This is a genomic window from Halobacillus litoralis (genome assembly GCF_009856415.1).
Classification (GTDB): domain Bacteria; phylum Bacillota; class Bacilli; order Bacillales; family Halobacillaceae; genus Halobacillus; species Halobacillus litoralis_C.
Window position 1 is genome coordinate 321,763 of the sequence record NZ_WMEZ01000001.1, and the last position, 13,759, is coordinate 335,521.

The window sequence follows — 13,759 nt, forward strand, 5'->3', positions numbered from 1 at the left end:
CTCTATGTAATTTCATTGTTATGATGTAATAAGCATAGGAAGGGGAGGTTTCAATGAGTGAAGGCTTACTTCATCATGTAGAAATTTATGTTTCCAATTTAAAGAAGTCAGAATCATTTTGGTGCTGGTTTTTGGAAGAGTTAGGTTACAAGTCTTATCAAAAATGGGATGAGGGACAAAGTTGGAAGTTAGGAGAAACTTATTTGGTGTTTGTCCAAACAGAAAATAGGTTTTTAGACGTCCCTTACCACAGGTGCAGAACTGGTTTGAATCATTTGGCTTTTCACGCGTCTTCACGTGAAAGAGTAGATGAAATGACAAAAATGCTCAAGGAGAGAGGTATGAATATTTTATACGAAAACGAACATCCTTTTGCAGGTGGGGAGGATTATTATGCGGTTTACTTTGAAGACCCAGATAGGATAAAAGTAGAATTTGTTGCCCCATCACCATAAACTGTTATTTCATTATCTTGATTTCGAGTTTTAAACAATCTCTGGCAATTGTTAAATTTGTAAGTTCTGCATTTAACTCATGATCTTTATATCGGAAAAGGAAATTGTAAAAAACACTGACATTCTTTTTTGGAATACAATACCATTATAAGTACAACGGTAAAGGAGTGAATGGTATTGAAAAAACCCTACGTAGTCTTAAATGTCTTTTCTTCGATCGATGGAAAAATTACAACTGCTCCGAATAGGGATGTAGCCGAATGGACAGCAACAGGCATTGATGGAGAAGCTCACGAAGTCACGCATCAACTATACGATGAGTTAGACTGTGATGGTCTAGTTTCAGGTAGCGAAAGTTTAATCGTATGGAGCGCAAATGGGGTAAAGCTGGAGAAGCCCGTCTATGAACCGAAAAAATCAAAAGCATATATTGTATTTGATGGTCGGGGGCGTATTGATTGGTATCAAACGGAGGGGTTATTAGTAGTTACAAGGGAAGATGTTTCGGAAAAATATATTCAACAATTAGAAGAAAAGGGCATTACCTATATTTCAGCAGGTTCCGGAGCTCATATAGATTTACCGCTAGCTCTACATAAATTATACGAATTAGGATATAGAAGATTGGGACTTGCCGGCGGCGGTGTAATAAATGGAGCGTTCTTAAGGCAAGGTCTAATAGATGAAATAAGTTTAGTTATGGCCCCTTTAGCGATAGGAGGTACGACTACACCATCGATCTTTGACTCAGAGGATTTGAAAGAACTAAATGATGCGACCAGATTAGAATTAAAAAATATGAAAACCGTGGGTAAAGGTTCAGTTTGGCTTCATTACAAAGTAAAGCAAAGAAATAAATAATCTAGAGTAGGGGATAAAAGTAAAAGATTCTCTGTGAGATACCTCGAAATCTAGTCTTAAAATAGATTCTTTATTTTAATAAACTACTTGCACATAAGAGCTTTAGTCTACACTATTCTGTAAGTTGGTGATCCATTATATTTGTTACCCTAATACAAATTAAGTGGATGGAAAAGTATCTCTAATAAATGAAAAGCGTATGAAATCAGGAATGAATATCTGATTTCATACGCCTTTTCATTTTAGTTTAGAACTGTGAACAGTCCGTGCTACTGTTGAATATTATTGAACAGCAGCCTGTACGTCGATCACTCCGTTTCCATAATAGAAGGAGTCACCAAGAGGAACAGCTGTGTCAATTAATGTTTGACGGATCTGATCATTCGTCAATGCTGGGTCATCTGCTAATAGTAAAGCAGCTGCACCTGCAACATGCGGAGTTGCCATGGAAGTACCATTAAAGCGCTCATAGTTATTACCTGGGACAGAACTTAGAATATCTACACCAGGAGCCATCACTTCAAGTTCACTTCCAACACTGGAAAATGACGCTCTATTATTGGCACTGTCTACAGCACCAACAGCCATGGCTGCTGCATATTTGGCAGGATAACCAATGGTGTTTTTCTTCCCTTTAGATCCTTCGTTTCCAGCAGCAGCTACGACTAGTAAGCCTTGAGCATCCGCATTGTTTACCGCTTGTTCTAGAGTAGCTGAACCGCGGCTTCCTCCAAGACTCATGTTAATGATGTCCATGTCATTGCTGATGGCCCACTCAATTCCTTGAGCAATTCCACTGTAGGAACCGCTGCCTTCACTACTTAATACTTTAACGGCGTAGAGCTCAGTAGATGGTGCTACACCAAGCACGCCTAGTGTATTATTTACGCCTGCAACCGTTCCAGCTACGTGGGTACCATGACCATTTCCATCCACTAAGGCGTTCGGTTCACCGCTGACAAAACTCTCTCCGCCAGCTACGTTCAAGTCTTCATGTGCTCCATCAATACCAGAGTCCAGGATCGCTACCTTTACACCATTCCCAGTCGTTCCTTGAGCTTGGACATCATCCGCATTAATTTGGGAGATTCCATAGGGCGTCGTCTGACTCGTTGCCTGTGCCGTATGATCTTTTTCTACATAGGCGACATTAGGGTTGTTGGATAGGGCTTTTACTGCTTGTTCCGGCAGCTTGGCATGTACAACATTCATATATTTATATTCATGAAGTACTTTCCCTCCCGCACCTTTGACTGCATTTTGGTTCACTTTTGATTTGAAACCAATTAAGTATTCTTCGACCTGTGCCTTTTGCTCCGCCGCTTTTTCAACGGAAGCTTGGGCTATGTTATTGAATGAAAAAACTAAAGCAAACACTAACATAATCCCGGCTACTTTCCACATGTGTTTACGCATCCAATTCCTCCTTTTAATTTGTATTCAGAACTATTAATAAATTCTGAATAGTTATAACATTAAGATAACATATGTAGTTTGACTCGTGTTTGGGAAATGGATATGTAAAAACGGCCGCTTAAAGCGGTCTTCAAGGATCAACTTGGGAAAGTTTGATAATGGACTCGTTCTTGCAGCGTCATTTCTTAAAGAAAACGAAGTCGATAGAGGAAAAAGAGGATCATCCCTCGGAACGAGTAGGATGAAGAAAGCTCCATCAAAGCTTGCGGACAAACCATGCGTTTCCAGCATGGTTTGTTTTTTTTGTTAAATGTATGGAAAGGGGTGGGACAAGGTAGATAAGATGTTCGGAAACTTTAATGGATTAACGTAGTACAAAAGCACCCCCTTTAAACAGTAGATTCGGTTTATACAGTTTCTGTTACTAATGGTATAAACTAGTAATTATATCTTTTAGACTAGGGGGTACCTAATGAAAAAAACAGTCATGACTGGTATGGCAGCCATTACGATGCTTGCTGCGCCTCTAACGGCCGCAGCAGAAGCACCTAAGTGGCAAAATGTCAACGTGAATGAAACACTGCAGGAGGAAGATGGTAGTCTATTTAACAGTGAAAACTATAATTTTTTGAAGTACTCGAAGGTGGACGACAAACTACAGGAAATCGCTGAACAAAGTAACCGGATCACCGTGGAAAGTTCGGCGGAATCTTCCGGCGGGCATGATCTTTATACGGTCACCATTTCCGATCCAACAGCCAAAGGAAAATATGGCTACCAAAAATCGTTGCGGAAGAAAATGTTCAAGAACCCTGAAAAAGCTCAGGCATTTATTGAAAAACATCCGGACTTTAAAGTGCCGGTGATGATTAATGCGTCGATTCATGGCACAGAGTTTGTCGGTTCAGATGCTGCGCTGCAATTGATTGAGCGTTTTGCGACAGCCGATGATGAGCAAACGAAAGATCTGCTTGAAGATCATATTCTTATTTTTAATGTGGTCGCGAATCCTGACGGCCGGATTAATGCCACACGTTTTAACAGCAATGGCATTGACTTGAACAGAGATTTCATTACACAGTCTCAAGCGGAAACCAGGCACACCGTGGAATTGATCAAAGAATGGAATCCCATGGTCTTCCTTGATTTGCATGGCTATGTGAAGGGCTATGGCGGGAAAGAACATCCTGGTTTAATCGAGCCGTGTACACCGCCGCACAATCCGAACTACGAATATGATCTATTCTCGAAGTGGGCACTTGATCAGGCGGAAGCCATGGAAGGAAGCATTGTAGATAATCGTGCAGATTATGAAAATACGAATACTTCAGGCGTCGACTATCAATCGATGACAGGTACATATATTCCGCAGCGGGATGATGATGCAGGGTGGGATGATTATCCACCGATTTTCACACCGATGTATGCGATGTACCACGGGGCATATGGATATACGCTTGAAGCACCGACGAACGATTGGGATGGCGTTCAATGGCATTATGATGCGGTTATGGGAGCCCTTGAATTTTCCGATGATAACAAAGAACAAATGATCAAAGACCAAATTGAAGTATTCAAACGGGGCATCCAATTTGATCACCCGTACCATACGGAAGGATTCTTCCCGCAAGCGTATATTTTACCCGTAGATGAAACAGACCCAACAGCAACCGAAAAAGCCGTTGAACATTTGATGTTCAATGATATTGAGATCTCCGAATCGAAGAAAGCTTTCGAATACGACGGTGTCTCGTACCCAGCGGGAACATATATCGTAGACATGAGCCAGGCGAAAGCTGGACTTGCGAACACGATGCTGTGGGATGGAGAAGATATTACCGATATCACCCCATCGATGTATGATATCTCTGCCTGGAATTTACCAGAATTATGGGGCTTTGAAGCAGTAGAGGTTGGAGCGGACAACTCCTTTAATGTAAAGACGAATGACGTGAAGAAAGTAAAAGCCGATGGGGAGTTAACCGGAAACGGTCCCTATGTGATTCCTAACTCTTCCGTGAAAGCGATCAATCTCGTGAATTCTCTCGTGAAGAACGGGTTTGAAGTGACCAGGGATGGGGAGCAATTCTTTGTCGATGCCGACAAGTCTCCTGAATTGAGAAAACTTGTGGAAGCGTCTGGCATTACTGTCAAATCGACCGGAACTGTTGAAGGGGAACCATTAACTTCTCAGAAGGTTACGATTCTGAAAGACGGTGGTATGAATAAAGCTCAATCACACGCAGGCACCCTTTTAGCTTTGGAAAGATTAGGATTTGAAGTTCAAGAAATCACTCCAAGGGAACTGGCAGAACAAGGACTAGGAGATACAGATGTCTTTTTCTACAGTGGCACATCAAGCTTGGTTTCGTATAACAATTGGACTCCGAACGCTGAATTCGGACTTGAAAATGAAGCCCAATATCAAGCCTTTAAAGAAAACATCCACTCCTTTGTTGAAGATGGAGGGAAATATATCGCTGTTGGAGCGGGCGCTTCCGATGCGGCGAAGCAACTAGGACTGACGGATGTGACTGTTCATAAAGGTGATTACAATAGTAATGGAATCGTCCGAGTGAATTACGGTACTGGTTCTTTAACTTCTGGTTATGAAACAACTGATTATGGTTTCGTCTACCGCCCGGTTTGGTACACAGATGTAGAAGGAACAGATGTCCATGCGACTTATAAAGACAGCAGTAACTTCTTTATGGCTGGACACTGGGAAGACCGCGCGGATGCTCAAGGGAAACCGGTCATGATTAAAGAAAAGGACCAGGACGTAACGCTGATCGGACTTGAAGCAGGTTTCCGTGATCACACGGATTATTTATTCCGCCTGTTCTCAAACGCCATCTACTCCAAATAACAATGATGTGTAGACACCACCTTTTGTATACTGCTTTTGGATGATTGGAGGTGGTGTTGGACTTTATAATGGACTACCTAGAGTGGCGGTAGATAAGTTCTGCTTAAGCGCTTTAAAGCTTCGGCTTGAATAAGAAAAAACCTTTTATAAAGAGAAGCTCAGAAAGGAATCCTCCCTTTTGAGCTTCTCTTTTATTTTAGTATTCATTATTTTTCTGTTCGCAGAGCCTGCAAAAGGATTTTCTTATGCTGAGGGGCCATTTCTTTTAACTGATCCACTGTACAACACCCTGTAAAGTATTGAATCACGAGACCATCAACAAAAGCGATCAGAATAGATGCGCCTTGACCGTCTTGAATAACTGGATATTCCTTGTCAGCGTCCAGCTCTTCTAATTTTTCCTGCACATGGTCGACCATTTCATTGAAAGCGCCACTGAAGGTCGTTTCATAAATTTCACCCTGAGTATAACGGCTCATCACAGTTTTGATGGTTTCTATATTTTGGTCATTGTAATCCCAGGAATCGTATAAAAATTGTTCAACAAATGCTTCTACACTCTCCGCTTCATTACCTCTGACTGCTTTTACATAATCGTCCTCAAGCCCTTTTAACAACTCATCCATATTCTTATGCGAAATTCGATGTTCCATTTGTTGCATCCTCCTCAAGTGGTTTTCTATTCATTTCCTACCCGTCATAATCTTTTGTTAGTCGTATTTTTTTTACAACTTTTTCTTTTACTACTTACGGAAGAGAGCTAGGTCCCTCGAGAAGGTTAATGAACGAAGTTTTGAAGAACGCCTGCCCATATTAAGGGCAGGCGTTTTTACTTAGGCTTTTGTCTTATAAGATGTAATGTGATCCTGCAGCGTGTCGTCATTGCCGAAAAGGAAGTGTTTCTCCATATCCGGGGAATACGTAGAGTTTACAGCTCTCCGCCCGACGGTTTCTGCCACTTCACGAAGCATAGCCGGAGAAGCTCCACAGCAGAGTCCCAGGTAGTTCACACCAATGCTGTGCGCTTCTTTAGCCCACTCGGCAAGCTCATACCGGTTCGTGTAGAGCGGATCCAGGGACGTTGGGAACGTGGTTTCCGTTGGAAGTGTACAAGCACAACCCCCGTCCGGCAGGTTGAAGAAGGTAGGATGTTCTTCCGTGGTGCGGTAAGGAATAGGGAGGGCACCTACATAACCGTCCACCGTCTTACGTATTTTTTCTACATAGGGCTGCATCGTCGCTGGGCCGCGGAAGCAATTCATCCCGACAACAAGGGCGCCTTTTTCTTCTAATAAGCGGCAGGCTTCTTCGACTTCGTAACCATCCCGCAGAATATTTTCACCCATCAGACCGAAGGTGATCACGGCAGGGAGATCCTGCTTTTGAATTTCTTCGAGCGCAATCAGTGCTTCTTCATAATAGTAGAAGGTTTCACCGTTCACAAAATCTACGCCTTCTTCCTTACACCAGCCGATCATCTCCGCAAACATGCTTCTTGTTTTTTCTACAGCTTCAGGATCATCCGGGTTGAACAAGTTCGTATTGGAAACGTTCCCAGCTACGAGTGCTTCTTCCTCAGGGTGCTCCTGAGCAACTTCTTTAGCTAGACGGATGGCCTGACGGTTCAGCGGCTCTAACAACTCCTCTTTTCCGATGATTCGCATTTTCTCGCGGTGGCCGTTATACGTAAAGGCTAGGACGACGTCGGAGCCTGCGAGCATAAAGTCTCGATAGGTTTGTTTTAGAGCCTGTGGGTTATCGAGAGCCACTTCAGGTACAAAGGATCCGGCCTGTAAATAGCCGCGTCGCTCCAGCTCGAATAAGTATCCTTCTCCACAAATCACGGTTCCATCCTGTAACCTTTGTTCTAATGATCGTTTCATTTCATTCCACAACCTTTCCATTTTGTATGAGTAGTTTATATTAGAAAGCTAATGCCCTGATGAAAGGGAATAGCTGACTTTCTGTCAAAAAAAATAAAGGACCTCCCTGGATAAGGGGGTCCTTTATGTATAAAGAGTTTCCTTATCTTCAAGGTACAACGAATACCTCCTGGATTTAGCACCGTGCCATTGGCTGGTTGCTGAGGTATCTACGGGCCAGTCCCTACACCTCTCTGGATAAGTTTTATTATTTTGTTGGTTTGAAAAACAGTTGACGCTTACCGTCATTCGTATGCTTCTATTAAGAATCAAATGGAAACATTGACGTTGTATATTAGATGTTTAATATTACGCTTGCGATTTACAATACAGGAAAATGATTAGAGAATCAATGGAATCTTCAGAAAAATATTTAATTTAATTTTGAATCATTTTAAAGTGAGTCCAGGAGGGTTGGCGAAATACTGCTCGCGCACTAATATAACGCAAAGAAGAGACTGGACCCTAACGTTTACTGAGCGGTGTTTTAGATGTGATTTTCCCCACACTTTCGAAAATGTAGATGGGGTTATTGACCTTTCTGACTAAGCGTTTATATTTTGCCGATTGGAATAAACTATCTCCATAAAGGAGTTGGTAGCGTGGATGTTAACGGTAAAATAATTCGAGGGGAATTTGATCATATAAATGACGAATTTGTACTAAACCAAGTGAAGCACTTTACGACTCAATCCACTCTTAATAAAGACCAATTGGATACCATTTATGACTATTTGAATAATCATAAAGATGAAGAGGATGGTCAAATCCTTACGTTGAATGAACAGATGCTCGTTCGGTTGAGTCAGGAAGAGTCGAGTCAATTTATAGAAGACTTAAACCAGATTCGTGATTTGTACCAATAATTATGACCAAAGGTTGGTAAATGATCAGAGACCAATTACAAAACTAATCACCAGGACTCATAAACGAGCACGATGAACGGACGACCACGTATATGTCCATTCATCGTGCTTTTGTTCTATTTATCGTAATAATGTTTTGTCCATACTCCTACAGGGAAAAAAGGGCGTATTCGGAGGTGCAGCTTATGAAAATACATCGGAAATGGTGGATGGGACTGCTCATATTGGCCGCTATCGGTCTCGGAGTGTTCGGATTCCAATCATCGATGTCACATCAAAAAGAAGAACAAATCGTCGCTCTCGGTGATTCATTAACCTATGGAGTGGGAGATGAAAGTGGTCATGGGTATGTTGAAAATCTACAACAATGGTTCGATAAAAACCATGACGGTCCCGTCACTGTTGATAATTATGCCATCCCCGGCCAACAAAGTGATGGAATGCTCGGTCAAATGAATGAGGCGACCGTTTTGAAGTCGGTCGAAAATGCGGACTATATTCTATTTTTCATCGGTATGAATGATATCATCAAAAGTAATGGAGGGGACCTTTCTCCACTCCATAAGGATAAAATAGCCGTTGGCAAAAAGGATTATGAGAAGAATGTCAAAACGATACTGAACCAGATCCGCGAGAAGAATCCGGAGGCACCGATATTATTTCTTGGTCTATACAATCCATATCCGGACAAACCTGAAATCGGTCAAATCATCAAAGGTTGGAACGCAACGAGTCAGTCGATCATAGAGCCTTATGAAAATGTCACGTTTATCCCGACGAACGATTTGTATGAAGAAAAGTCCTCCCGTTATTTCAGTGATGCTGTCCATTTGAATGAACAAGGGTATGAGAAGCTGACGATGCGGATCATCAAAGCGTATGATTTCGAATAGGGACAAAAAAAGGGCTTCCCTGTGAGGAAGTCCTTTTTGATGGCTATCAACGGGAGAAGAATCCTCCCAATTGGAAGCCGGTCCAGGCTAAAGCAATTCCAAGCGTGTAGCTGAGAACGGTGTACAAGACGAACGTTTTCCAGTTCTTTTTGAAATGAAGCTGAACCGATTCCAGTTTGAAGGTGGAAAAGGTTGTAAAAGCACCGAGGATGCCTGTGCCGCCGAAGAGTACCCAAAACGTTGAGAGCTCGAGTCCTGTAAGAAGCCCCAGGACGAAGGATCCGAGTAGGTTGACAAATAGGGTAGCGACAGGAAGAGCCGAGGTCGTGCGTTTGTTGATCCATTGGCTGATCCCGTAGCGGAGGATCGCTCCGATAAATCCACCCGCTCCTACTAGTAACAGTTTAGAAAGCATCAGGAAGCCCTCCTTTTTCCGAGGGTGAATCCGAGCATAGAGAAGGCCAGCCCACCGAAAATGCTGATGGCTATGTAAAGGAGGCTGAGAATCACGTCTCCACGTTCATAGAGCGAAATGGAGTCCATGCTCAGGGTGGAGAATGTCGTATACGAACCGACCAGCCCTGTGCCAAGAGCCGTTTTCCATTTTTGCGAAAGAGAAAACTTCTCAACGATCCCCATCGTGAACCAAGCCAGTATGAAACTACCGGTCAAATTGACGGTCAGTGTGGAATAAGGGAACCACTGGTCAGGGTTCTTCAGCCATTCGCCGATCAGAAACCGAAGGGATGCGCCGATCATCCCACCGATTCCGACATAAAAATAAATCATTCCACAAACCTCCTACAAATCTAATCGTTATTATATAGACTTTCGGAGTAATTTAAAAGGAATGCTTTTTTTACGTGGCAAGAAGCCTTATAATTTACATAATAGTACCAAACGAAAGAGGGTTACGCATGATACGGAGAATTTTGAAAAACATAGATTTTACCATCCTATTCGCTGTATTGGCTTTGTCTGCGTTCGGTACGGTGATGGTGTACAGTGCCAGTATGGTCAGTGGTGTCATGGTTTACGAAGTAACCCCTGATTACTTTTTCAACAGGCAGTTAATGTCATGGGCTCTTGGCTTAGTCGCCCTTTTCCTTGGGATCATCTTTCCTTACAAAAACTATCGACGCTTATTCAAGCTGATTCTGCTTGGGACGGTCATCCTACTTGCCGCGGTCTTTGTATTCGGGCATACGTCCAACAATGCCCAATCGTGGCTGCCAATCCCTGGTCTTGGAAAATTCCAACCCGCTGAATTGGCGAAGATGTCCCTGATCATTTACATGGCGACGATTTTTACGAAGAAGAGTGGGTATATTGAAGACTTCACGAGAGCGTTACTGCCGCCGATCATTTTGATGATGCTCGTCGTTGCAATGATCTTGAAACAGCCGGATTTAGGGACAGCCCTGATTGCCCTCGCGGTATCCGGACTGATCATCATGTCGAGCGGATTAAAAAAGGTCCACCTCTTTTCCATGATCGGGATTGCTCTTGCAGGGGCGATCTTCATGTACAATTTCGGCCTCAGTGAAGAACAGCTTTCCCGTTTCGACGGCGCTTACCAACCCTTTGAATACGCCGACGATGCCGGGTATCAGCTGATCAATTCTTACCTCGCAATCCATAATGGAGGTTTGTTCGGGACAGGCCTTGGAGCTGGCGTACAAAAACTTGGATACTTACCTGAAGCCCATACCGATTTCATTATGGCCGTCATCGCCGAAGAGTTAGGCGTGATCGGTGTCGGTGTGGTGTTATTATTACTTGGTTTGATCGTGCTGCGTGGTTTCTATATTAGTATGGAGAGCCATGACACGTTCGGCCGCCTGCTTGCTATCGGAGTTTCCGGATTAATCGGCATCCAGGCCATCATCAACCTTGGTGGATTGACCGGTCTTCTACCTTTGACCGGTGTTCCACTTCCGTTCGTAAGTTACGGGGGAACATCGCTGCTCATGATGATGTTCTCTGCCGGAATGCTGATCAACATCCATGCCATATCAAAAATAAAAAAAGCGCAGGAACAAAAAATAGCCGCCTAAGCGAAAACGTCACCGATTCAGGTGGCGTTTTTTTGTTGGGGCTATGATAGTCTTCTCCAGGCAGAAGGGTAGGTGAACGTGTCAAAGAGGGGCCGAATTACGCCAAAGAGGATCCGGACTGCCATGCGAGGAAACTATAAATTGAAGAAAAGTCAATAAAACAACTGAAACGAAACCACACGCTCATTCGTTAGTATAGTAAGCAGGGGGTTTAAGAATATCCTCCGATGTTTCTAAATTATTGGTTGAGAGCAGGTCACGATTTTCTAAAAGATAAAGAATTGTTACACCATAAAAGGAAGGAGAGGTGTTGGTGGAAATCTTTATTTTCGTTATCCTTTTCATTCCGTTTTTGCTTGTTGGTTACTTTGCTTACAAAACTTCAGGGTACCAGAAAGGCAATATCGTTATGCACTTGGATGAATGGTACAAAGATTACAATCAATATGTAAAGGCAATTGAGATCGAATTGAAAGAACGAGGAAAGAAAGTCTCTTATCTTGGAAATTACCGGTTTGAGATTGATGGACAACATTACATTTTACACCCGCTAATCGTCACGCATGCTCGCGTTCCGACTCAACGTACCATACTGAAACCAGAGAAATGATGGGGCAAAAAAAGAGAATCGGTAAAAGTAATCAGCTGTATGGAAGGAACGTACGATTTTATACAGAGCTTTATTTTAGAAAATTCATCGAAACGTAACTTTCCTTCAATCGTTAAAATAGTAAGGAGGGATCTTATGAATCTTGTCATTGCCATAGCGATGATTGTCGCGCCCGCTGTGTTTTTAATTTACTGGGGAAAATCAGGATTCGACTTCGGTGGGAGAAAGGATGAAGACTAGGTGATGGAAGTATAGGTAAGAAAGAAATCCAATCATCGTTCACGGGAAAGAAACAGGGATCCACTTATTGGTCGGAGACTATTACGAAATTGTTGATGGCAGGAGTGACCCTGAATGGCTGAGGAAGTTCAGCCATGATCATGGAGGTGAATCATGAGGATTCGAAAAGCGAAGCCTGGAGATGTTCCAGCAATTGCAAAAGTCCATGTGGATGCATGGCTTGAAACCTACCGTGGAATTGTCCCTGATGTATATTTGAATCGCCTGAGTTATGAAAATAGAGAACGTCTGTGGGAGGAGAATATAAGAAAATACAACATATCTGTCATAGAAACGGAAGAAGATGGGGTCTTCGGCTTTGTCACTTGGGAAGATGGGTCCACTTGTGGAGAATATGACTCAGAGTTGAGCTCACTATACATACTGGAGAAATACCATCTTCGAGGGGCTGGGAGACTCTTACTCTCTTCTACATTCAGGGAGGTTAAGGAGAAAGGGCATAAAAATCTGGTTGTAAGAGTACTATCAGAAAATCCTGCTCGTCACTTTTATGAAAAGATGGGAGCTGAGAAAGTAAAAGAGGTCACCATTGCAATGGAGGAGAAAAGGCTTACGGAAACCATTTACTACTGGGTGATCGATGGGGGAGACCATATAGAATGAAAAAAATAATAAACCCTTTCATAAAATTAAAAGATTCATTAGACCGAAAAGATTACGAGAATATCCTGTCCTTAAAAAATTGCTGCACTGAAAAAGAAAAGGTGACTCTAAAACTAGAACTTGATTACAAATGGAGTAAAGCTGCGAATGAAAGAAAAGGAATGGATAGAATCAATGAATTTATGTTTTATGATGAAGGCACGCTTATTGGATATATTGGGATCTGTCAATTCGGTGCGGACACATTAGAAGTAAATGGGATGGTTCATCCTGAATATAGGAGAATGGGGATTTTTACACACTTGTTTTCTTTGGTTAGAGATGAGTGGTCGAAAAGAGACTCGCAACAAATGCTTTTATTGTGTGACCGACATTCATCATCCGGAATAGGGTTTATAAAACATATGGGTGCCGTTTATGAACATTCAGAACATGAGATGTTATTGACAAATGAAGTCCGAGCATCCGCTCCTACGGAAAGTATAAAACTTAGGAAGGCACGAAACGAAGATGCAAAAGAAATCGCCAGACAAAATGCTATATACTTTCGAGTAAGTGCTCCAGAAGGTGGTTTGAAAAACCCGGAAGAAGAATCGAAGCATGGAATGGATACTTTTATGGTTGAACGAGATCAAATGATTATTGGAAAAGTCCATCTCGAAGTACAGAATGGTGTAGGTGGAGTTTATGGATTAGGAGTTCTTCCGGAATATCGAAGAAAAGGTTACGGGAGAGAGATCCTTATGAAAGCCGTAAAGATACTAAAAGAAAGGCAAGTTCAACAGATTATGCTTCAAGTTGAAGTGAAGAACAATCATGCATTAAATTTATACCGGTCCTGTGGTTTCGAAGAGACTTCTACAATGGATTATTATGCATTCACAAAATATGGTGACAAAGATTAGAG

Annotated in this window: 14 protein-coding genes and 1 riboswitch; of the genes, 9 read left to right on the top strand and 5 right to left on the bottom strand. The window is 42.4% G+C overall.

Annotated features, from left to right (window positions below; translation table 11 throughout):
* The first annotated feature begins 53 nt into the window (after positions 1–53).
* Together GLV98_RS01750 and GLV98_RS01755 are read left to right on the top strand one after the other, a co-directional pair.
* Positions 54–455, top strand: coding sequence for a VOC family protein (locus GLV98_RS01750; RefSeq protein WP_160911490.1), 402 nt, complete (start codon positions 54–56; stop codon positions 453–455).
* 177 nt (positions 456–632) lie between these two features.
* Positions 633–1,316 carry a RibD family protein gene (locus GLV98_RS01755; RefSeq protein WP_160911492.1) on the top strand — a complete coding sequence of 228 codons (684 nt, stop codon included), beginning with the start codon at positions 633–635 and terminating at the stop codon, positions 1,314–1,316.
* 282 nt (positions 1,317–1,598) lie between these two features.
* Here GLV98_RS01755 and GLV98_RS01760 read toward each other — a convergent pair whose 3' ends face one another.
* A complete protein-coding gene (locus GLV98_RS01760; protein ID WP_160911494.1) occupies positions 1,599–2,732 on the bottom strand; it encodes a S8 family peptidase in 1,134 nt (377 codons plus the stop codon).
* A gap of 472 nt (positions 2,733–3,204) precedes the next feature.
* On the opposite strand from GLV98_RS01760, the gene GLV98_RS01765 reads away from it, so the two are divergent.
* Positions 3,205–5,601: a M14 family zinc carboxypeptidase gene (locus GLV98_RS01765; protein ID WP_160911496.1), complete on the top strand. Its 2,397-nt coding sequence runs from the start codon at positions 3,205–3,207 to the stop codon at positions 5,599–5,601.
* A 206-nt stretch (positions 5,602–5,807) separates the two neighbouring features.
* Here the strand turns inward: GLV98_RS01765 and GLV98_RS01770 are convergent, their stop codons facing one another.
* Positions 5,808–6,254, bottom strand: a complete 447-nt coding sequence (locus tag GLV98_RS01770; protein ID WP_237417016.1) for a hypothetical protein — start codon at positions 6,252–6,254, stop codon at positions 5,808–5,810.
* Positions 6,255–6,434: 180 nt separating this feature from the next.
* Positions 6,435–7,484 carry a homocysteine S-methyltransferase family protein gene (locus tag GLV98_RS01775; protein ID WP_160911498.1) on the bottom strand — a complete coding sequence of 350 codons (1,050 nt, stop codon included), beginning with the start codon at positions 7,482–7,484 and terminating at the stop codon, positions 6,435–6,437.
* Between the two features lie 139 nt (positions 7,485–7,623).
* Positions 7,624–7,728: riboswitch (SAM riboswitch) on the bottom strand.
* 397 nt (positions 7,729–8,125) lie between these two features.
* On the opposite strand from GLV98_RS01775, the gene GLV98_RS01780 reads away from it, so the two are divergent.
* Together GLV98_RS01780 and GLV98_RS01785 are read left to right on the top strand one after the other, a co-directional pair.
* Complete coding sequence (locus GLV98_RS01780) at positions 8,126–8,389, top strand: hypothetical protein (protein WP_160911500.1); 264 nt, start codon at positions 8,126–8,128, stop codon at positions 8,387–8,389.
* A gap of 185 nt (positions 8,390–8,574) precedes the next feature.
* Positions 8,575–9,282, top strand: coding sequence for a GDSL-type esterase/lipase family protein (locus GLV98_RS01785; protein ID WP_160911502.1), 708 nt, complete (start codon positions 8,575–8,577; stop codon positions 9,280–9,282).
* 46 nt (positions 9,283–9,328) lie between these two features.
* Here GLV98_RS01785 and crcB (GLV98_RS01790) read toward each other — a convergent pair whose 3' ends face one another.
* Positions 9,329–9,697 (bottom strand): fluoride efflux transporter CrcB, encoded by a 369-nt coding sequence (crcB, locus tag GLV98_RS01790; protein WP_160911504.1) that lies wholly within the window; start codon positions 9,695–9,697, stop codon positions 9,329–9,331.
* On the bottom strand, positions 9,697–10,071 hold the full coding sequence (crcB, locus tag GLV98_RS01795) for a fluoride efflux transporter CrcB (protein WP_160911506.1): 375 nt from the start codon (positions 10,069–10,071) through the stop codon (positions 9,697–9,699). Before crcB (GLV98_RS01795) ends, crcB (GLV98_RS01790) begins: the two co-directional genes overlap by 1 nt.
* 128 nt (positions 10,072–10,199) lie before the next feature.
* Between crcB (GLV98_RS01795) and GLV98_RS01800 the strand changes: the two genes are divergently transcribed.
* The 4 genes from GLV98_RS01800 (at position 10,200) to GLV98_RS01815 (ending at position 13,757) form a co-directional block, all read left to right on the top strand.
* Complete coding sequence (locus tag GLV98_RS01800) at positions 10,200–11,339, top strand: FtsW/RodA/SpoVE family cell cycle protein (protein ID WP_160911508.1); 1,140 nt, start codon at positions 10,200–10,202, stop codon at positions 11,337–11,339.
* Positions 11,340–11,652: 313 nt separating this feature from the next.
* Complete coding sequence (locus tag GLV98_RS01805) at positions 11,653–11,949, top strand: hypothetical protein (RefSeq protein ID WP_202409878.1); 297 nt, start codon at positions 11,653–11,655, stop codon at positions 11,947–11,949.
* A 393-nt stretch (positions 11,950–12,342) separates the two neighbouring features.
* Positions 12,343–12,852, top strand: a complete 510-nt coding sequence (locus GLV98_RS01810; RefSeq protein WP_160911510.1) for a GNAT family N-acetyltransferase — start codon at positions 12,343–12,345, stop codon at positions 12,850–12,852.
* Complete coding sequence (locus tag GLV98_RS01815) at positions 12,849–13,757, top strand: GNAT family N-acetyltransferase (protein WP_160911512.1); 909 nt, start codon at positions 12,849–12,851, stop codon at positions 13,755–13,757. The genes GLV98_RS01810 and GLV98_RS01815 overlap by 4 nt, the downstream gene beginning before the upstream one ends.
* Positions 13,758–13,759: the final 2 nt, after the last annotated feature.

Coding starts and splice junctions, on each gene's coding strand:
- GLV98_RS01810 (WP_160911510.1), top strand. CDS start 12,343: ATGAGGATTCGAAAAGCGAAGCCTGGAGATGTTCCAGCAATTGCAAAA.
- GLV98_RS01760 (WP_160911494.1), bottom strand. CDS start 2,732: ATGCGTAAACACATGTGGAAAGTAGCCGGGATTATGTTAGTGTTTGCT.
- GLV98_RS01770 (WP_237417016.1), bottom strand. CDS start 6,254: ATGGAACATCGAATTTCGCATAAGAATATGGATGAGTTGTTAAAAGGG.
- GLV98_RS01775 (WP_160911498.1), bottom strand. CDS start 7,484: ATGAAACGATCATTAGAACAAAGGTTACAGGATGGAACCGTGATTTGT.
- crcB (WP_160911504.1), bottom strand. CDS start 9,697: ATGCTTTCTAAACTGTTACTAGTAGGAGCGGGTGGATTTATCGGAGCG.
- GLV98_RS01750 (WP_160911490.1), top strand. CDS start 54: ATGAGTGAAGGCTTACTTCATCATGTAGAAATTTATGTTTCCAATTTA.
- GLV98_RS01815 (WP_160911512.1), top strand. CDS start 12,849: ATGAAAAAAATAATAAACCCTTTCATAAAATTAAAAGATTCATTAGAC.
- GLV98_RS01765 (WP_160911496.1), top strand. CDS start 3,205: ATGAAAAAAACAGTCATGACTGGTATGGCAGCCATTACGATGCTTGCT.
- GLV98_RS01800 (WP_160911508.1), top strand. CDS start 10,200: ATGATACGGAGAATTTTGAAAAACATAGATTTTACCATCCTATTCGCT.
- crcB (WP_160911506.1), bottom strand. CDS start 10,071: ATGATTTATTTTTATGTCGGAATCGGTGGGATGATCGGCGCATCCCTT.
- GLV98_RS01785 (WP_160911502.1), top strand. CDS start 8,575: ATGAAAATACATCGGAAATGGTGGATGGGACTGCTCATATTGGCCGCT.